The sequence below is a fragment of the Photorhabdus machadonis genome (assembly GCF_052657765.1).
The window spans coordinates 5,139,858-5,160,203 of sequence record NZ_CP199761.1 but is presented as its reverse complement, the minus strand read 5'-3'; the positions used below and the strand labels follow the sequence as shown (position 1 = coordinate 5,160,203).

General features: G+C 44.9%; 11 protein-coding genes. 7 read left to right on the top strand and 4 right to left on the bottom strand.

All coding sequences use genetic code 11. The features are described from left to right. The first annotated feature begins 460 nt into the window (after window positions 1-460). Window positions 461-7,987, top strand: a complete 7,527-nt coding sequence (gene tcbA, locus ACUN2T_RS24830; RefSeq protein WP_445495523.1) for an insecticidal toxin complex protein TcbA — start codon at window positions 461-463, stop codon at window positions 7,985-7,987. Between the two features lie 221 nt (window positions 7,988-8,208). Here tcbA and ACUN2T_RS24825 read toward each other — a convergent pair whose 3' ends face one another. After that, a complete protein-coding gene (locus tag ACUN2T_RS24825; RefSeq protein ID WP_445495521.1) occupies window positions 8,209-8,493 on the bottom strand; it encodes a type II toxin-antitoxin system TacA family antitoxin in 285 nt (94 codons plus the stop codon). A 321-nt stretch (window positions 8,494-8,814) separates the two neighbouring features. On the opposite strand from ACUN2T_RS24825, the gene ACUN2T_RS24820 reads away from it, so the two are divergent. Together ACUN2T_RS24820 and ACUN2T_RS24815 are read left to right on the top strand one after the other, a co-directional pair. Continuing rightward, complete coding sequence (locus ACUN2T_RS24820; protein WP_445495519.1) at window positions 8,815-9,750, top strand: hypothetical protein; 936 nt, start codon at window positions 8,815-8,817, stop codon at window positions 9,748-9,750. Between the two features lie 2 nt (window positions 9,751-9,752). Next, window positions 9,753-10,148, top strand: coding sequence for a type III secretion system chaperone (locus ACUN2T_RS24815; protein ID WP_445495518.1), 396 nt, complete (start codon window positions 9,753-9,755; stop codon window positions 10,146-10,148). A 297-nt stretch (window positions 10,149-10,445) separates the two neighbouring features. On the opposite strand, the gene ACUN2T_RS24810 is transcribed toward ACUN2T_RS24815, so the two are convergent. From ACUN2T_RS24810 to argE, 3 genes are all read right to left on the bottom strand, one after another. After that, complete coding sequence (locus ACUN2T_RS24810) at window positions 10,446-11,024, bottom strand: YolA family protein (RefSeq protein WP_445495517.1); 579 nt, start codon at window positions 11,022-11,024, stop codon at window positions 10,446-10,448. Window positions 11,025-11,412: 388 nt separating this feature from the next. Continuing rightward, window positions 11,413-14,049, bottom strand: a complete 2,637-nt coding sequence (gene ppc / locus ACUN2T_RS24805) for a phosphoenolpyruvate carboxylase (protein ID WP_445495516.1) — start codon at window positions 14,047-14,049, stop codon at window positions 11,413-11,415. Between the two features lie 297 nt (window positions 14,050-14,346). Then, on the bottom strand, window positions 14,347-15,504 hold the full coding sequence (gene argE, locus ACUN2T_RS24800) for an acetylornithine deacetylase (RefSeq protein ID WP_445495515.1): 1,158 nt from the start codon (window positions 15,502-15,504) through the stop codon (window positions 14,347-14,349). 102 nt (window positions 15,505-15,606) lie between these two features. On the opposite strand from argE, the gene argC reads away from it, so the two are divergent. From argC to argH, 4 genes are all read left to right on the top strand, one after another. Next, complete coding sequence (gene argC / locus ACUN2T_RS24795; RefSeq protein WP_445495514.1) at window positions 15,607-16,611, top strand: N-acetyl-gamma-glutamyl-phosphate reductase; 1,005 nt, start codon at window positions 15,607-15,609, stop codon at window positions 16,609-16,611. 25 nt (window positions 16,612-16,636) lie between these two features. Further along, window positions 16,637-17,410 (top strand): acetylglutamate kinase, encoded by a 774-nt coding sequence (gene argB, locus ACUN2T_RS24790; RefSeq protein WP_445495513.1) that lies wholly within the window; start codon window positions 16,637-16,639, stop codon window positions 17,408-17,410. A 57-nt stretch (window positions 17,411-17,467) separates the two neighbouring features. Continuing rightward, window positions 17,468-18,682: an argininosuccinate synthase gene (locus tag ACUN2T_RS24785; RefSeq protein ID WP_445495512.1), complete on the top strand. Its 1,215-nt coding sequence runs from the start codon at window positions 17,468-17,470 to the stop codon at window positions 18,680-18,682. A 151-nt stretch (window positions 18,683-18,833) separates the two neighbouring features. Next, entirely contained in the window at window positions 18,834-20,213 is a 1,380-nt protein-coding gene (argH, locus tag ACUN2T_RS24780) for an argininosuccinate lyase (RefSeq protein WP_445495510.1), read from the top strand. Window positions 20,214-20,346: the final 133 nt, after the last annotated feature.

Here is a 20,346-nt window from a genome sequence, read left to right as displayed (position 1 = left end):
TTAGTAAATAATTCATTGTTATCAATTAAATTATTAAATATAAACTATAGTAAACGATTACTATGGTTATCATAATTTTAATAATATCTTTTCACATGATTATCTCTCTTTAATCTCTGGTCAGTAGATTCATTATTTCGTATTAACCTCCCGCATTTTGCTAAACATTAACAGTCACCATATCATTTTTTGACATTCTAACGTAAAAAAATATGTTTGTAGCCTCCCTTCCTGGCTGATAAATATATTTCTAATGCCTGATGTAATTATGTGGAATTTTGTCGTATTCACTATTTCATACCAGAAAAATTAGAGGATAAACCCGCTCTCTGGGTGTTTCCAGACGATAGTATTCCAATAATACTTGTCTACATTTTTCTGAGCCTAATCTGCTAATACCACACATTTGTAGTTGGTTTCTGTTTGCCAGCTGCAATAACACTATCAATGAGAGACAATTATGAACAATTCATTCTCAAGCACTATCAATACTATTTGTCAGAAACTGCAATTAACTTGTCCGGCGGAAATTGCATTGTACTCCTTTGATACTTTCCGAGAAAAAACTCGGGAAATGGTTAACTGGGGAGAGGCAAAACGAATTTATGAAATGGCACAAGCAGAACAGGATAAGAACCTGCTTCATGAAAAACGTATTTTTGCCTACGCTAACCCGCTGCTGAAAAGTGCTGTTCGGTTAGGTACCCGACAAATGCTGGCTTTTACACAAGGTTATAGTGATTTGTTTGGTAATCGTGCTGATAGTTATGCTGCGCCAGGCTCTGTGGCATCTATGTTCTCGCCGGCGGCTTATTTAACCGAATTGTATCGTGAAGCCAGAAATCTGCATGACAGTACCTCAATTTATTACCTGGATAAACGTCGCCCAGATTTAGCAAGCTTAATGCTCAGTCAGAAAAATATGGATGAGGAGATTTCAACGCTGACTCTCTCTAATGAATTGTGTCTTGCCGGGATCGAAACAAAAACAGGAAAATCACAAGATGAAGTCATGGATATGCTCTCTACTTATCGTTTAAGTGGAGAAACACCTTATCATCACGCTTACGAAACCGTTCGTGAAATCGTTCATGAACGTGACCCAGGGCTCCGTCATTTATCACAGGCACCCATTGTTGCCAAGAAAATTGATCCAGTGACTTTATTGGGTATCAGTTCTCATATTTCTCCAGAGCTCTATAAGTTGCTAATTGAGGAGATCCCAGAAAAAGATGAAGCCAAACTTGATGCGCTTTATACAACAAACTTTGGGGATATCACAACCGCTCAACTTATGTCTCCGAGTTACCTGGCTCGGTATTATGGTGTTCCACCGGAAGAGATTGCCTATGTTACTACTTCGTTATCACACGTTGGATATAGCAGTGATATTCTGATCGTACCGTTGGTTAATAATACCGGCAAAATGGAAGTGGTTCGTGTGACCCGAACACCATCGGATAATTACGCGGGCCAAACTAATTATATTGAGTTGTATCCGCAAGGTAATGACAATTATCTGATTAAATACAACCTAAGTGATAGTTTGGGTCTGGATGATTTTTATCTGCGATATAAAGATGGCACCTCTGATTGGATTGAAATTGCCCATAATCCTCACCCTGGTATGTCTGTAAATCAGGAGTATGAATCACAGGCGACAATTAAACGTAATAACCTTGGAGATATGCTCAGTATAGGATTAGAAAGATGGCATGGAGGCAATTATCATTTTGCCGCCGCCAATTTTAAAATTGACCAGTATTCCGCGAAAGCCTTCCTGCTTAAAATGAATAAGGTTATTCGTTTGCTAAAAGCCACCAGCCTCTCTTTTGCTACATTGGAGCGCATTGTTGATAGCGCCAATAACACTAAATCAATCACTGTTGATGTATTAAACAAGGTCTATCGGGTTAAGTTCTACGTTGAACGTTATGATATTAGTGAAGAGACGGCTGCTATTCTGGCTAATATTAATATTTCCCAGCAAGCTGTTCTCAATCAGTTCAGCCAGTTTGAACAACTGTTCAATAATCCACCGCTTAATGGCATTCGCTATGAAATCAGTGAGGACGGCACCAAACACCTCCCTAATCCTGACTTGAATCTTAAACCGGACAGCATCGGTGATGATCAGCGTAAGGCCGTGTTAAAACGCGCGTTTCAGGTTAATGCTAGTGAGTTGTATCAGATGTTACTGATCACTGATCGTAAAGAAGACGGCGTGATAAAAAATAACTTGGAGAATCTGTCCGATTTGTATTTGGTTAGCTTGCTGGCACAGGTTCATAACCTGACTATTGCTGAGTTGAATACCTTGTTGGTAATTTGTGGTTATGGCGAGACCAATATTTGTAAGATTACCGACGATAAGCTGGCAGAAATATTGGAAACATTGTTGTGGATCACTCAGTGGTTGCAGACACAAAAATGGACAGTTGCCGATCTGTTCCTGATGACCACGGTCACATACAGTCGTGCCTTGACGCCAGAAATCAGCAACCTGACTGCTACGTTGTCCTCAACCTTGCATGGCAAAGAGAGCCTGGCTGGGGAGGATCTGAAAAAAGCCATGGCGCCTTGCCTCACTTCGGCTTTGCATTTGACTTCGCAGGAAGTCGCATATGATCTGTTATTGTGGATTGATCAGATTAAGCCAGCACAAATGGTCGTTGATGGTTTTTGGAAAGCAGTACAAACGGCTCCAACCAGCGAAAAAGTGATCACTTTTGTTCAAGCGCTGGCGCAGTTGAGCCTGATCTATCGTCGTATTGGATTAAGTGAAACGGAGCTGTCACTGATCGTTACCAACGCGTCTTTGCTCGTTACAGACAAAAATGTACTGGACCACGATAAGCTAACTTTGATGGCCCTGGAAGGTTTCCATACCTGGGTAAACCGTTTGGGACAACAGGCTTCCTCTGTATTGACGGCGTTAAAAAATGGAACTTTGACTGTTGCCGATATAGCACAAGCCATGAACGAAGAAACGTCTCTCTTGCAAATGGCGGCTGATCAGGTAGCGGCGGGGCTAACAAAACTGACCAGTTGGACACAGATTGACGCTGTTTTGCAATGGTTACAGATGTCTTCTGCTCTGGCTGTTTCACCGATGGATTTATCAGGGATGATGGCCCTGAAATATGGAACAGACCACAATTATTCTGTTTGGCAGGCTGTGGCTGCTGCACTTATGGCTAATCACGCTGACCAGGCACAGAAAAAACTCGATGAGACACTCAGTAAGGCTTTATGTAACTATTATATTAATGCTGTTGTGGATAGTGCTGCTGGAGTTCGTGACCGTGACGGGTTATATACCTATTTGCTGATTGATAATCAGGTTTCTGCCGATGTGACGACCTCGCGTATTGCTGAGGCTATCGCTGGTATGCAACTGTACGTTAACCGGGCGTTAAATCAGGACGAAGGTCAGCTTGCATCGGATATCAGTACCCGTCAATTCTTTACTGACTGGGAGCGTTATAATAAGCGTTACAGTACTTGGGCTGGCGTCTCTGAACTGGTCTATTATCCAGAAAACTATGTTGATCCAACCCAGCGCATTGGGCAAACCAAAATGATGGATACACTGTTGCAATCCATCAACCAGAGCCAGCTAAATGCGGATACCGTGGAAGATGCTTTCAAAACGTATCTGACCAGCTTTGAGCAGGTGGCAAATCTGAAAGTTATCAGTGCCTACCACGATAATGTGAATGTGGATCAAGGATTAACTTATTTTATCGGGATTGATCAAGCTGCTCCGGGTACGTATTACTGGCGCAGTGTCGATCACAGCAAATGTGAGAACGGACAGTTTGCCGCTAATGCTTGGGGCGAGTGGAGTAAAATTACCTGTGCTGTTAATCCTTGGAAAAACCTCATTCGCCCGGTTGTTTATATGTCGCGCTTGTATTTGTTATGGCTGGAGCAGCAATCAAAGAAAAGTGATGATGGTAAGACCACGACTTATCAATATAATTTAAAACTGGCGCATATTCGTTACGATGGCAGTTGGAATACGCCATTTACCTTTGATGTGACAGAAAAGGTAAAAGATTATACATCAACTGCTGAGGTTGCTGAATCTTTGGCGCTGTACTGTACCGGTTATCAGGGAGAAGATACTCTGTTGGTTATGTTCTATTCGATGCAGCGTAGTTATAGTTCCTATAACCCTACAGAGAAGAAGTATGCACCGGGAACTGGGTTATATATTTTCGCTGATATGTCATCAGATAGTATGACGGATGCACAATCAACTAACTATTGGAATAACAGTTATCCACAATTTGATACTGCAACAGTAGATACGGCGCATGATAATAAAAAAATAATAACCAGGAAGGTAAATAATCGTTACGCGGAGGATTATGAAATTCCTTCTTCTGTGACAGGAAACAGTAGTTATTCCTGGGGAGATCACAGTTTAACCATGCTCTATGGTGGTAGTGTTCCTAATATTACCTTTCAGTCTGCTGCGGAAGATTTAAAACTGTCCACCAATATGACACTGAAAGTTATTCATAATGGATATGATGGAACTCGTCGGATACAATGTAACTTGATGAAGCAATATGCCAAACTAGGTGATGGATTTGTAATTTATGATTCATCATTTGATTCTGCGAATCGTTTTAATCTAGTGCCGTTATTTAAATTTGGTGCGGATGAAAAATCAAGTGATGGTATATGCATATATAATGAAAATTCTTCTTCGGCAGGTAAAAAGTGGTATTTTTCTTCTAGAGATGGCAATAAAACCACAAATTATAACGGTGGAACGCAATATATAGATGTAGGGACCAGTAACAGAGATTTTTATTATAATCTTCAGGAAATCTCCGCAATTAGTGCCTCTTCGGGGGGATATTGGTCGAGTTATAAAATATCCAATCCTATTAAGATCGATACTGGCATTGATAGCGCTAAAGTAAAAATCACCGTAAAAGCGGGTGGTGACGATCAAATTTTTACTGCCGATAATAGTACTTATGTTCCTCAGCAACCGGCACCCAGTTTTGAGGAGATGAATTATCAGTTCAATAATCTCACAATAGATTGTAAAAATTTGAACTTCATTGATAATCAGGCCCATATTGAGGTTGATTTTACTGCTACGGCACAAGAGGGTCGATTCTTGGGCTCAGAAACTTTTATTATTCCGGTAACTAAAAAAGTTTTTGGTACTGAGAACGTGATTACGTTATATAACGAAAATAATGGTGTTCAATATATGCAAATTGGGCCATATCGTACCCGTTTGAATACTTTATTCGCCCAGCAATTAGTTAGTCGCGCCAATCGTGGTATTGATGCGGTGCTCAGTATGGAAACCCAGAAGATTCAGGAACCGCAATTAGGAGCCGGTACCTATGTGCAGCTTGTTCTGGATAAATATGATGAGGCTATCCATGGCACTAATAAAAGCTTCGCTATCGAATACACTGATATATTTAAAAGTGGTGATAATTTTGTTATTTATCAGGGAGAACTTAGCGAAACGAGTCAAACTGTTGTGAAGGTTTTCTTGCCTTATTTTACAGAGGCTTATGGAAATAAGAACCATTTATGGGTGCGCGCAAAATATCAAAAGGGAAATACTGATGAGATTTTGTTCGACCGTACTGATGAGAAAGATCCACACGGTTGGTTCCTCAGCAATGATCATAAAACTTTTAGTGGGTTATCTTCTGCGCAAGCATTAAAAGATGACAGTGAGCCGATGGATTTCTCTGGTGCCAATGCCCTCTACTTCTGGGAACTGTTTTATTACACGCCGATGATGATGGCTCATCGCTTGTTGCAAGAACAGAATTTTAATGCTGCGGATCATTGGTTCCGCTATGTCTGGAGCCCGTCCGGCTATATCGTCAATGGTAAAATTGCTATCTATCACTGGAACGTGCGACCGCTGGAAGAAGACACCAGTTGGAATGCAGGGCAACTGGATTCTACTGATCCAGATGCTGTAGCCCAAGATGATCCAATGCACTACAAGGTGGCTACTTTTATGGCGACTCTGGAGCTGTTGATAGCGCGTGGTGATGCGGCTTACCGTCAGTTAGAGCGTGATACGCTGGCTGAGGCCAAAATGTGGTATACACAGGCACTTAATCTGTTAGGTGATGAGCCACAAGTGATGCTGAGTACGACTTGGGCTAATCCAACATTGGGTAATGCTGCTTCAAAAACCACACAGCAGATCCGTCACCAGATGCTGACCCAGTTGCGTCTGAATAACACTGCAAAAGCTCCGTCGCCGGGAACCGCCAACTCGCTGACTGCTTTGTTCCAGCCACAGGAAAATAGCAAGCTCAGAGGTTATTGGCGAACACTGGCTCTACGTATGTTTAATCTGCGTCATAACTTGTCGATTGATGGTCAACCGCTCTCCTTGCCGCTGTATGCTAAACCGGCTGATCCAAAAGCCTTACTAAGTGCGGCAGTGTCCGCCTCTCAAGGAGGAACTGATTTACCGAAGGCACCTCTCACTATTCACCGTTTTCCACAAATGCTGGAAGGCGCGCGGAGTCTGGTTAACCAGCTTATGCAGTTTGGCAGTTCGCTCCTAGGATACAGTGAACGTCAGGATACGGAAGCCATGAGTCAACTGCTACAAACTCAGGCCAGTGAGCTGATACTGACCAGCATTCGTATGCAGGATAACCAATTGACAGAGTTGGATTCGGAAAAAACAGCTCTTCAAGTTTCTTTGGCAGGAGCGCAACAGCGGTTTGACAGCTACAGCCAACTCTATGAGGAGAATATTAACGCTGGTGAACAACGGGCTATGGCGCTACGTTCAGAATCCGCTGTTGAGTCTCAGGGGGCGCAGATTTCCCGTATGGCAGGGGCGGGTGTTGATATGGCACCTAATATCTTCGGCTTAGCTGACGGAGGCATGCATTATGGTGCAATTGCCTATGCTCTTGCTGATGGTATTGAGTTGAGTGCTTCCGCTAAGATAGTTGATGCGGAAAAAGTTGCGCAGTCGGAAGTGTATCGCCGTCGCCGTCAGGAATGGAAAATTCAGCGTGATAGTGTACAGGCGGAGATCAAGCAGTTAAATGCACAACTGGAATCGCTGTCTATTCGCCGTGAGGCGGCTGAAATGCAAAAAGAGTACCTGAAAACCCAACAAACTCAGGCTCAGGCACAATTAACCTTCTTGCAAAGCAAGTTCAGTAATCAGGCACTGTATAGCTGGCTGCGAGGACGTTTATCAAGCATTTACTTCCAGTTCTACGATTTGGCTGTGTCACGTTGCTTGATGGCGGAGCAATCCTACCAATGGGAAATTCATGATGATGCCATTCGATTTATCAAACCGGGAGCATGGCAAGGGACGTACGCGGGTCTGCTGTGTGGGGAAGCTCTGATGCAAAATTTGGCGCAGATGGAAGAGGCGTACTTGAAATGGGAATCCCGTGCTCTGGAAGTGGAACGTACTGTTTCATTGGCAGAGGTTTATGGTTCGCTGGGGGATAAGGATCGCTTCAATCTGTCAGAACAAATACCCACATTACTGGATAAGAATGAAGGTACGGCAGGAACCAAAGAAAATGGTTTGTCATTGGCTAATACTATTTTGTCAGCTTGGGTCAAATTGTCTGATTTGAAATTGAAAACAGATTATCCGGCCAGTATCGTTGGTGATAACAAGGTTCATCGTATCAAGCAAATCAGTGTCTCATTGCCTGCATTGGTTGGGCCTTATCAGGATATTCAGGCTATGCTCAGTTATGGCGGCAGTACTCAGTTGCCGAAAGGCTGTTCAGCATTAGCTGTGTCTCACGGCACCAATGATAGTGGTCAGTTCCAACTGGATTTCAATGACGGCAAATATCTGCCATTTGAAGGTATTGTTCTTGATGATGATGGCACATTAAACCTCCGATTCCCGAATGCCACCGATAAGCAGAAAACAATATTGCAAACCATGAGCGATATTATTTTGCACATTCGTTACACCATTTGTTAATTAATTCCATTATTATAGAATATAGGTTCTCCTTCGGGAGAGCCTGACAGAATCAATTTATGAGATATTTCCAGAGGATAAATTAATTAAAATAAGTTGAAATTAATATATTATTTCATAAAATTTACTGATTTACTGAAATAAGTATGGGACGCCGGATAACGTAGTTCCATCAGCCTAGTTTTGAGGAGGGGGGTTATCCGGGGGCTGGGTAAGTCCTCTCAATCATCGGTTATATGCCAAGTGGTAGATAGAGCGTCATTTATTGCGTTTTGTAAAGCAGCATTGGGAGTGAAAGCGTCATTCAAAGCAGTTGTGAATGCCTGAAAATCTTGGGCTGTCATTGTTATGCGAAAGTCTCTATCTAATAACTCACGTGCTTTCTCTTTAGCTGCTGTGTGCACGAATGCAGCCATTGTTGTGCCCATTAAAGCCGCAGCGTGAGAAATAATTTCCTTTTCATTTGTGTCCATCTTTAAATTAAATCGAGCGGTAGCAGTCATCATTATCATTCCTCTTTAAATACGGCAAATTAACGTATACAGCATTTTTCTGTATAAAAATTGAGTAAGCGAGTTTTAATATTGAGTCTGTATCCGCACACTACACTGTCATTGTTAGATTATCTCGGTTTAATAAGTAGAGTCCACCATGAGCCTTCGTCCAGTATGAACTGTTGTGGTTCAATAATCTTGAACACCTATCCCCGGAGAATCCTTTTCTCTGACACCTAAAACAGATAAAAATCTGGTCACTTTTTTACATAAGCAGGGCAGGAAAAATACTAAGATGCTCCTAATTAACGCAACCTAATTTTGGAAAAGATAATGCCAATCTCACCCATTAGCGGCTATATGCCACTTAGCCAAATGCAGGCTCCTCAGCACGCTGCCACCTCTCCTCTACTTGAACAGGGCAACCGTTTGTTTGAGCAGTCTGTTCGACGCGGTCCTCTGCATTTCCAGAGTTCGGATCTCAAACAGTTGATTACTGAACTGCGCCAGTTGCAAAGTGCCCCCAGTAGTGTGCAGGCCCAACGGGTACAGGATGCTATCCAGCACTGGGAGAACCACCATCCCAAAGAGGTGGAGGCCCGTGGCACCCGCCTTACCGAACTTAAACAGGCCCTGGCGGAACAGGGTGCTATGGTGCGTACCCTCCAGCCAAAGGTGGTAGCGCCCGGTATCAAGGCCATGCTACAACAAGCCATGCCGATCTTGCAGAAGATGGGAGCCTATGCATGCACCGATGCAGGCACTTTCGTTAGTAAGCAGAATCCTCATTATCAGCAAATAATGGAGAGATTACGGTTATTCAATGATAATCCTGAGCGCCAGAAGGTTAACAGCCAAGCCAACATGATGTCTAACATGGCAGCTATCGCTGCCAAGCGAGGCAACGTCAGCCTCAACCAATTGCAATCCATTGCCCGCCATGTTGCTCAGGCCCAGGCTGGCTGCTGCACCACCTTGGCCTACTCTGCGGCAGCCGAATTGATGAAACACAATCAAGATGACCAGCAGCGCATTGAGGTAGTTGCTCATCGTGGTTCCAAGGGGCATACCCAGACTCACTGCTTCGTAGTGGTCGGGCGCGATCCCAACAGTGAACTCAACAAACCCGAAACCTGGGGCTCACAAGCACGTGTCATCGATCCTTGGGCTGCGACCATAGGTGGTGAGCTGCAAGGTACACCAAGTAAGCCTCCAATCGCCAACTTGTGGCCGCCGACTGAATCCGTGTTTGACAACCATAAAGAGTAATCATGTTCAATCTCCTATTATCGGATTTGTGCCGGTTCCTTGGGCAGACCGAGGAGTCTCTGCACCCGGAGGGGCTTGATCTGCCGCTCGGCCCTTTTAGCCTGCATATCCGTCAACGTGATGAGCTGGTGACGTTGTTTATTCCGCTGGGTGATGTCGAGCCCCGCTCTTTGGCTACATTAGGCGATTGGCCGCTGTTGCAATTGAGCCGTAGCGGTGAGGGTGAGACCTTACTTTGGAGCCGTGAATGGCTGGAAAGGCTGGATGCTGAGTTGCTGGTCAGTTTGGTTGGGCGAATGTTACAGCAAGCTAGGGACCTTATGGCTGCAACCCCCACCACTGAAAGCCAAGGATGGCTGCCATTGGGTATCCAAGGGGCCTCGTGGCACAAAGTTTAGCAAAAATCGCCGTAAACCTTCGCCCATGTAGGTGGAGACATCAGGCAAGACCATAATATTTTTAAGGGATTAATCAGGTGTATTATTGCAACCTATAAGCGATATTATTTTGCACATTCGTTATACCATTTGCTGATTAATGATTTTATTACTGGATACAAGTTCTCCTACAGGGAAGCTTGGCAGAAATAATTTTTGAGATACTTACAGGAGTATACTTTTAAATTAATTTTATATAATTGTTTAATTACGATGAAAAAGGGCGGTTTCCCGCCCCTGACAGATTTAAGTAGCAGGTCAACGAATGCTGATCTGTGTTGATATAGTATTATGAGGCCAATTAGTGGAAGTATTCTGGTATCTGAAGAGACCATTCTGGTAGCCGTCGAGGCTGTATTCCTTAAGGGAGCCAACCACAATTTGGCCAGCAGCGCATGGCCAAGTGTAGTACCCGCCTGTAATACAAACTGGTGTAGAAGAGTACATTGAGCCTGGCAGTGTAACGCCGTTCATCCCGGCAATGGGGTTAAATCCATAGCCAATTTCCAGAACGGCGGCGCGAAGCAGGTTTCCTCCGTGATTGCAGTTCGTCACCGGCAAGTTGGAGGTGTATTCCCATCCGCAATTCGTCGAACCAACGGCATAGACCCACATATTGGTTAGCGGAGGTGCAGGGATGTAAGCTATCTCAGACTTATTGTCGAGCGCTTTCTCGTCGGCACGGATGGGGCTCTCAGGGTTAGGCAGCAGCTGGGATTGCGCTGTCAGGGCATTTTTAGCCGCAGGGGCTTCTTGTGGCTGCTCTGTTTGGGCATAGGCATTAACGCCAAACAGGGACGCAAGAGATAACAAAATGGCAAGTTTATTTTTCTTCATGATTGAACCCTCTTAGAAATGGAAAGGCACAATTCTAGGGAAGTGAGCAAAAATCACATCATCAAATTTTATTTATGTAATGAGTGTAATTTAGCCTTCTCTTATCGTGTTTTTATTTAGCGGGAACAGGGAGGGTAAATTATTAGGGAATTGCTCTTCAAACACGTTTCATCTGGCGAGAAATGACTTCCTTTTCGTTTCATCCATATTTAGCAAAAACTGCTGTAAACCCTCGACAGGTCACCTGAGTTTCGCAAACGGTAAATCTGGGAAAACCGTGGTACTATTGAGCACATCTTGTACGGGGTTATATGGAGATAAAAGATACCCGTACCGTGCTCAATAATGGCACTACTGTCGTGCGGAAATTGTTTCCTGCTGACAGCGACTAACCTGTATTTCGCATTCCTGCCGCTACACCCGCTATTGTGACCATCAGCGCCTGTTCAAGCTGTGGATCAGGGTGTTGCTGCTGACGGGAACGTAGCAGAAGCTCTGCCTGCAAAACGTTTAATGGGTCGGTATAAACATTACGTAAGGCGATTGATTCTGCAATCCACGGTAAATCTGCCATCAGATGTTCATCTTTGGAAATGGTTAATACCGTTTTAATATCCACTGAAAGTTGTTCGCGCAGCTTCTGACCTAATGACCACAAACGCTTATCTACCAAACGATGATCATAATATTCCGCCAGCCATAGGTCCGCTTTAGCGAAAACCATCTCCAGCATACCAATGCGGGTTGTAAAGAAAGGCCAATTGCGGCACATTTCTGCCAGTACACCCTGTTTACCATCATTCACGACTGTTTGTAGTGCAGCTCCTGCGCCTAACCAAGCCGGCAACATCAGGCGGTTCTGTGTCCAGGCAAAAATCCACGGGATAGCGCGCAAACTTTCCACACCCCCTGTCGGGCGGCGTTTGGCCGGGCGAGAACCCAAAGGGAGTTTAGCCAATTCCAGTTCTGGCGTTGCAGCACGGAAATAAGGCACAAAATCAGGCTGTTCACGCACATAATTACGATACATTTTGCAAGAAACATCAGACAAGGTATCCATTATCTGATGCCACTCCGGCTTAGGTTCCGGTGGTGGCAGTAGGTTAGCTTCCAGAATTGCGCTGGCATACAACGCTAAGCTACTGATAGTGACCTGTGGCAGACCGAATTTGAAGCGAATCATTTCACCCTGTTCAGTGACACGTAGCCCACCTTTCAGGCTTCCCGGTGGCTGGGAAAGCAGCGCTGCATGTGCTGGTGCGCCGCCACGGCCAATGGTACCGCCGCGACCGTGGAACAAGGTCAGCATGACGCCTTCTTTTTCACAGGCTTTGATGAGTGCATCTTGTGCGCGGTATTGCGCCCATCCCGCAGCCATCACCCCGGCATCTTTTGCCGAGTCAGAGTAGCCAATCATCACCATTTGTTTGTCTTGAATGAGAGAGCGATACCAGTGAATATTCATCAATTGTTGAATGACATTCTCGGCGTTGTTCAGGTCATCAAGGGTTTCGAACAGCGGGGCAACTGGCAAGGTGAAGGGACAACTGGCTTCTTTCAGCAGCAGGTGAACCGCTAATACATCAGAAGGCACTTTAGCCATTGAGATAACGTACGCAGCGATGGCGTCTTGAGGTGATTCTGCAATCACTTTACAGGTTTCAAAAACTTCTTGAGTTTCAGCGCTTGGTTGCCAGTTATGTGGGATCAGTGGGCGTTTGGAATTCAGTTCATGCAGCAGGAAAGCCTGTTTCTCTTCTTCGGACCAGCTTTCGTAGTCGCCTAATTCCAGGTATTGCGTCAATTCAGACATGGCGGTTGTATGGCGGCTGCTTTCTTGACGGACGTCAATGCGTACCAGTGACAAGCCGAAGCAGCGAATACGGCGCAGGATATCCAATAATTGGCCGTTGGCGATGATTTCCATGCCACAGGTTTTCAATGATTGATAACAGGCGTAAAGGGGCTGCCAGAGCTGTTCATTATCCACCAGCAGATCAGTGGGTGGTAAAACTTGCTCCCCTTTCAGCTGTTTCTCTAAATATTCCAATGTATTGCTGAGTTGTGTTCGCAGTTTTTTGGCAATTTCCCGGTAAGGTTCCAGAATTTCATCGCCACCTGCCAGTTTGCGAACTTCTGATGTGCATTCGGACATGGATAATTCAGAAACCAAAACCTGAATATCTTTCAGGAACAGATCGGCTGCTTTCCAGCGGCTAAGTAGTAATACATGGCGAGTAACTTCAGCCGTGACATTCGGGTTGCCGTCGCGGTCTCCACCCATCCAGGAAGTAAAACGGATGGGAACAGCTTCGACCGGCAAGCTATAATCAATTGACTCTTCCAACTGTTCATTGAATTCACGCAGGAATGCCGGCACACCATCCCATAAGCTGTTTTCCACCATAGCGAAGCCCCACTTAGCTTCATCAATTGGCGTCGGGCGGATTTTACGGATTTCATCGGTATGCCATGACTGGGCGACTAACTGGCGCAGGCGGCGCATAATGTTATTACGCTCATAATCCGCCAGGTCATCATGATCTAATTGTGACAGGCAGGTGTTAACGGCGACCAGTTTGTGGATCAAGGTACGACGTGCGATTTCAGTTGGATGAGCGGTGAGGACCAGTTCAATAGACAGCTCATTCACCGCGTTTTTCAGATCGTTGTTACTGAAATTTTTCTCTTTTAACTGGGTGAATAACTTCGCCAAAGCAACGGGGTTGCTGGCAGCTTCACCATGTGGGGATATGCTGTGATATTGTTCCGCGACATTTGTCAGGTTGAGAAATTGATTGAAAGCGCGGGCAACCGGCAACAGTTCATCATTGGATAAGTTTTGCAATGTGGATAATAGTTGCTGGCGGTGTGCTTCATTGCCGGCACGGGATGATTTGGATAATTTGCGGATAGTTTCAACTTTATTGAGAATATCTTCCCCTAAAGCTTCTTTGATCGTATCTCCCAGCAGCTTACCTAGCATACTGACATTACTGCGCATTGCGGAATATTGTTGATTCATATGACTCTTGGCCTTTATTGCTGGCAGAATGTTGATTCTGTTCCTGTAGAAAAATTTTATTTAAGTGGCGGGAAGTTATTTTTTGTGGCGCCACAGTGTTGTGTTTACCCTAAGCCCTCATATTCATATCAGAAAATAATCAGTTTGGGCGAAATTTCTAAAATTTAATACTGGGCTGTTTGCTATAAGTTTTACTTATTATCTGAGCTGTGTTTATGTGCAAGGTACTTGGGAAAGGTTTGTTTCTTGTTCTGATGCTTGAGTCCCCCCTGATTTTGGGGGGATAAGTTGAAGCAATTAATTATTGCTCAGACAAAAATGATCTATTAACTGAGAGATTATCTTTCTGGTAGGTTCAATAAATGACATATCAATAAACTCATCCGGCTGATGTGCCTGTTCAATAGAGCCTGGGCCAAGTACCAAAGTTGGGCATAATTCCTGAATAAATGGCGCTTCGGTACAGTAGTTCACGGTTTCAGTTTTGCGGCCCAGCAGTTTTTCTATCACATCAACCATCTTGTGGTCTGTTGGACATTCATAACCGGGAATGGGTGGATGTAATTCATTGATGGTCAGACGGCCAGGCCAACGCTGTTTCACCGGTTCCAGGGCCTCGTTTAGCAGCCCATTCAGATCCTGTAATGTCAGTCCCGGTAATGGGCGAATATCCATATGCAATTCACAATGCGCGCAAATCCGATTTACCGCATCACCGCCATGAATATAGCCGAAGTTCATTGTTGGGTATGGAATGACAAACGCCGGATTGTTGTAACGCTCTTTTAGCGTGTCGCGCAATTCAATTAGATGACCAATAGATTCATGCATTAAATCAATGGCGTTGACACCATGGGCAGGATCACTGGAATGCCCTGACTGGCCGACAATGCGGATAGCATTCGATAAATGCCCCTTGTGTGCACAGATAGGCCGTAATGCCGTCGGTTCACCGATAATCGCGAAATCCGGTCGGATAGTTGTACTTGCCGCAAAATAACGGGCACCTGCCATTGTTGTCTCTTCATCCGCAGTAGCCAGTATGTACAGCGGACGGGTTATTTTACTAACATCAATATCCCGTAAGGCATCAATGATAAAGGCGAAAAAGCCTTTCATGTCTGCCGTACCTAAACCATATAGTTTGTTATCACGTTCTGTCAGGGTGAAGGGATCTTGAGTCCAGCGGCCGTCGTCAAAAGGGACGGTATCGGTATGCCCACATAGCAGTAACCCACCTGAACCACTCCCTAGAGTCGCCAGTAAATTATATTTCCCGCAGGCTTCGGGTACAGGTTGTATTTCAATCTCGAAACCCGTTTCCTTTAACCAGCTTGCCAGCAGGTTGATTAAAGACTCATTACTTTGATCGATACTGATATCGGTGGCACTGATTGAGGGAGTCGCGATTAATTGCCGAAATAGCTCAATAAATGGAGGTAATTTAATATTCACTGTTGACAGCCTTTATTCATGATAGTATCAATATTCATGCATTTTTTTTGAATAAAAATACATTATCCCGTTTAAATACTGAGCACAAGGTAAAGATATCCCATGTTGAATACGCTGGTTGTTGGTGCAAGTGGTTATACCGGAGCAGAACTGGCAGCATATCTGCATCGTCACCCACATATAAATCTGATTAGGCTAATGGTTTCTGCTCAGAGCGTTGATGCAGATAAATGCTTCTCAGATTTACATCCACAGTATAAAGGCATCGTTGATCTACCGCTGCAACCGCTGACTGACGTGACTGATGCTGCTAAAGGGATTGATGTGGTTTTCCTTGCCACTGCCCATGAGGTCAGTCATGACATTGCGCCGGTATTTCTGGCAGCAGGTTGCGTTGTGTTCGATCTGTCCGGTGCCTATCGCGTACAAAATGCTCAGATTTATCAACAATACTACGGATTCAAACATAAGCATACTCAATGGTTAGCACAAGCTGTATATGGACTTGCCGAATGGCAGACTGGCGAAATTAAACAGGCTCAGCTGGTTGCTGTCCCGGGATGTTATCCAACGGTTTCTCAACTTGCTCTCAAGCCGCTATTGGAAAAGGGTTTGCTGGATACCGGTCACTGGCCGGTGATTAATGCGACCAGTGGCGTGAGTGGTGCAGGTCGGAAAGCCAGTATGACTAACAGTTTCTGTGAAGTTAGCCTGCAACCTTATGGATTATTTACTCATCGTCACCAACCAGAGATTGAGGAACATCTGGGGACTAGGGTGATTTTCACTCCGCATCTTGGTAATTTTGCGCGGGGTATTCTTGCTACGATTACCTGTAAATTGCAGCCGGGTATTATCGTAGAACAGATAAGTGAAGCTTATCAACAGGCATATAAAGATAAGCCTCTGGTGCGTCTCTACAGCAAAGGGGTGCCAGCTCTGAAATCGGTTGTTGGATTACCGTTCTGTGATATTGGTTTTGTTGTACAGGGTGATCACCTGATTATTGTCGGTACTGAGGATAATCTCTTGAAAGGCGCGGCGGCTCAGGCAGTTCAGTGTATGAATATACGTTTTGGGTTTGAAGAAACCCAGGCATTACTTTAATTATTGGCATGAGGGAGTAAAGCAGATGGAACCTTTAGTCATAAAGTTAGGTGGCGTGTTATTGGACAGTGAAGAAGCACTGGAACGCTTGTTTACTGCATTACAGGAATATCGGCAAACACATAAACGCCAGTTGGTGATTGTTCATGGTGGTGGTTGTCTGGTAGATGAACTGATGCAGAAGCTGCAACTGCCAGTAGTGAAGGAGCAAGGATTACGGGTAACACCCGTTGATCAGATAGGGATTATCACCGGCGCATTGGCAGGTATAGCGAATAAAACTTTGTTGTCGTGGGCGACTAAGTATCAGCTTGCATCAGTTGGATTATATTTGGGAGATGGTCATGTTGTCACGGTTTCCCAACTGAGTGAAGAGTTGGGGCATGTGGGGAAAGCAATGCCGGGCGATGCTAAGTTGCTGAGAATTTTACTGGATGCTGGTTATATACCCATTATTAGTTCGATTGGTGTAACTGATAAAGGGGAACTGATGAATGTGAATGCTGATCAGGCGGCAACGGCGATAGCTCAAACTTTGGGGGCTGATCTGGTATTGCTCTCTGATGTGAGCGGCATTTTGGATGGTAAAGGGCAGAAGATCCCTGATATGACCGCTCAGAAAGCTGAACAACTTATTGTGCAGGGCATTATTACTGACGGCATGATTGTGAAGGTGAATGCAGCTTTGGATGCAGCTAAAACATTAGGTCGCCCGGTAGATATCGCCAGTTGGCGTCATGCGGATCAACTGACGGCCCTATTTAACGGTGTTCCCGTCGGTACTCGTATTCTGGCTTAAATCAAGTTTGATTAATTTTCGGCAATGAACAACAACGGAATTTCAAAGGGTAACTTCATGCATACTAAAGATATTAAAAAAATAGTTCTCGCTTATTCTGGTGGTCTGGATACTTCTGCCATTATTCCTTGGCTGAAAGAGCATTATGACAACTGTGAAGTTGTTGCATTTGTCGCCGATGTGGGGCAAAGCCGTGAAGATCTGGAAGGCGTGGAACAAAAAGCTTTGCGTTCTGGCGCATCAGAATGTCACGTTGTGGATCTGCGTGAGGAATTCATTAAAGATTATGTTTATCCGGTACTGAAAACCGGTGCCTTGTATGAAGGCAGCTATTTGCTGGGAACGTCAATGGCGCGGCCAATTATTGCTAAAGCACAGGTTGAATTGGCACTGAAAGTGGGGGCAGATGCACTTGCTCATGGCGCGACAGGTAAGGGTAACGATCAGGTTCGGTTTGAAAGTACCTATACCGCATTAGCGCCCCACCTGAAAGTGGTAGCTCCGTGGAGAGAGTGGGATTTACGTTCCCGTGAAGCGTTGTTGGATTATCTGAAAGCACGGGATATTCCAACGACGGCAACACTGGAGAAAATCTACAGCCGTGATGAGAATGCATGGCACATCTCTACAGAAGGTGGCGTGCTGGAAAGCACCTGGGATGCATCTAATAAAGATTGTTGGGTGTGGACAGTGGAACCAGAGGAAGCGCCAGATGAAGCTGAACGGGTAAGCATCACTATTGAGAAAGGCGAAGTTGTTGGGATTAACGGTAAGGTGATGTCGCCATATCAATGCCTTGAAGCGTTGAATGTTTTGGGGGCAAAACATGGTATTGGCCGGATTGATATCGTGGAAAACCGGCTGGTGGGAATGAAATCCCGTGGCTGTTATGAAACACCGGGAGGAACCATCATGATGGTTGCATTGCGTGGTGTCGAACAACTGGTCCTGGACCGCGATAGCTTTAAATGGCGCCAGCAACTTGGGCTGGAAATGTCCTATGTCGTTTATGACGGACGTTGGTTCGCGCCGCTGCGTCAGTCTATTCAGGTAGCCGCTGAGACGTTGGCGGCGGATGTCAGTGGTGAAGTGGTACTGAAACTCTATAAAGGCCAGGTGACAGCAATCCAGAAGAGATCGACAAACAGCCTTTATTCTGAAGCGTTTGCAACGTTTGGTGAAGATGAGGTTTACGATCACAGCCATGCAGAAGGGTTTATCCGTCTGTATTCTCTCTCTTCACGTATTCGGGCATTAAATAGTAAAGAGTAATTTCATCGTTCGTGGCAACGGGGATAATGACCAGATTGTGAATCCGTTCCTGGATTGGCTTTTCTGGTTCATTATCTCCACTTAATGCATGAAATGATGGCTTATAAAAGGCAATCACTCACTCAGGCATCAAATAATTAGGAATAAAAATATGGCACTTTGGGGCGGGCGTTTCAGTCAGGAAGCAGATCAACGGTTCAAACAATTTAATGATTCACTTCGCTTTGATTACCGACTGGCGGAGCAGGACATTACAGGTTCGGTTGCATGGTCGAAAGCGCTGGTGACTGTTGGTGTGCTGACGGCTGAGGAACAACAAAATCTGGAGATGGCATTAAATGAATTGCTGAGTGAGGTTCAAGCTAGTCCACAAGCCATCCAGCAAAGTGATGCGGAAGATATTCATAGTTGGGTGGAAGGGCAACTGATCAGCAAAGTCGGTGATCTGGGTAAGAAGCTTCATACAGGTCGTAGCCGTAATGATCAGGTGGCAACAGACCTCAAACTTTGGTGTAAAGAGCATATTACCTATATTCATCAGGCAATTGTGGAATTACAGCAGGCATTGGTTATTACCGCAGAGAATAATCAGGATGCGGTTATGCCGGGTTATACCCATTTGCAAAGAGCACAGCCTGTTACATTTGCTCATTGGTGCCTGGCTTATGTAGAAATGTTGGCTCGTGATGAAAGCCGGTTACAGGATACTTTAAGACGGCTGGATACCAGTCCGCTTGGGTGCGGTGCGTTGGCCGGAACCGCTTATGATATTGACCGCGAGCAATTGGCGTCATGGCTGGGTTTCGCTTCCGCGACTCGTAACAGTCTGGATAGCGTTTCAGATCGTGACTATGTACTGGAATTGCTGTCTGACGCGAGTATCAGCATGATCCACCTTTCCCGTTTTGCTGAAGACCTGATTTTCTTTAACAGTGGTGAAGCGGGCTTTGTTGAACTGTCAGATCGGGTGACTTCGGGTTCTTCCCTGATGCCACAGAAGAAAAACCCGGATGCGCTGGAGTTAATCCGTGGGAAATGTGGTCGGGTGCAGGGAGCATTGACCGGTATGATGATAACCCTGAAAGGTTTGCCTCTGGCCTATAATAAAGATATGCAGGAGGATAAAGAAGGGTTGTTCGATGCGCTGGACACTTGGCTCGATTGCTTGCATATGGCGGCGTTGGTACTGGATGGTATTCAAGTCAGGCGTTCACGTTGTGAAGAAGCAGCTAAACAGGGTTATGCCAACGCAACTGAATTGGCTGATTATTTAGTCGCAAAAGGTGTGCCATTCCGTGAAGCTCACCATATTGTCGGGGAAACCGTGATTATGGCGCTTGCGCAAGGTAAGGCGCTGGAAGCGCTGTCACTGGCAGAGTTGCAGAAATTTAGCAGCACAATGACAAAAGATGTATACGATATTTTGTCTCTGCAATCTTGTTTGGATAAGCGTCTTGCAAAAGGTGGTGTATCGCGAAAACAGGTCATGAAAGCGATTGCTGATGCTAAACAAAGATTAAAACTTAAGTGAGTCATCGTTAGGGGGTATTAATATCCCCTGTAAAATAAATGAGATCTTTACATATAAGTTTTTAAGGATTATCTGATAGTCTTCTCCTCACATTGATATAATTATCTATTGGTAGTTTCTATCATTTATATTA

Coding starts and splice junctions, on each gene's coding strand:
- ACUN2T_RS24825 (WP_445495521.1), bottom strand. CDS start 8,493: ATGATGACTGCTACCGCTCGATTTAATTTAAAGATGGACACAAATGAA.
- argB (WP_445495513.1), top strand. CDS start 16,637: ATGGAACCTTTAGTCATAAAGTTAGGTGGCGTGTTATTGGACAGTGAA.
- ppc (WP_445495516.1), bottom strand. CDS start 14,049: ATGAATCAACAATATTCCGCAATGCGCAGTAATGTCAGTATGCTAGGT.
- argH (WP_445495510.1), top strand. CDS start 18,834: ATGGCACTTTGGGGCGGGCGTTTCAGTCAGGAAGCAGATCAACGGTTC.
- ACUN2T_RS24785 (WP_445495512.1), top strand. CDS start 17,468: ATGCATACTAAAGATATTAAAAAAATAGTTCTCGCTTATTCTGGTGGT.
- ACUN2T_RS24820 (WP_445495519.1), top strand. CDS start 8,815: ATGCCAATCTCACCCATTAGCGGCTATATGCCACTTAGCCAAATGCAG.
- ACUN2T_RS24815 (WP_445495518.1), top strand. CDS start 9,753: ATGTTCAATCTCCTATTATCGGATTTGTGCCGGTTCCTTGGGCAGACC.
- ACUN2T_RS24810 (WP_445495517.1), bottom strand. CDS start 11,024: ATGAAGAAAAATAAACTTGCCATTTTGTTATCTCTTGCGTCCCTGTTT.
- argC (WP_445495514.1), top strand. CDS start 15,607: ATGTTGAATACGCTGGTTGTTGGTGCAAGTGGTTATACCGGAGCAGAA.
- tcbA (WP_445495523.1), top strand. CDS start 461: ATGAACAATTCATTCTCAAGCACTATCAATACTATTTGTCAGAAACTG.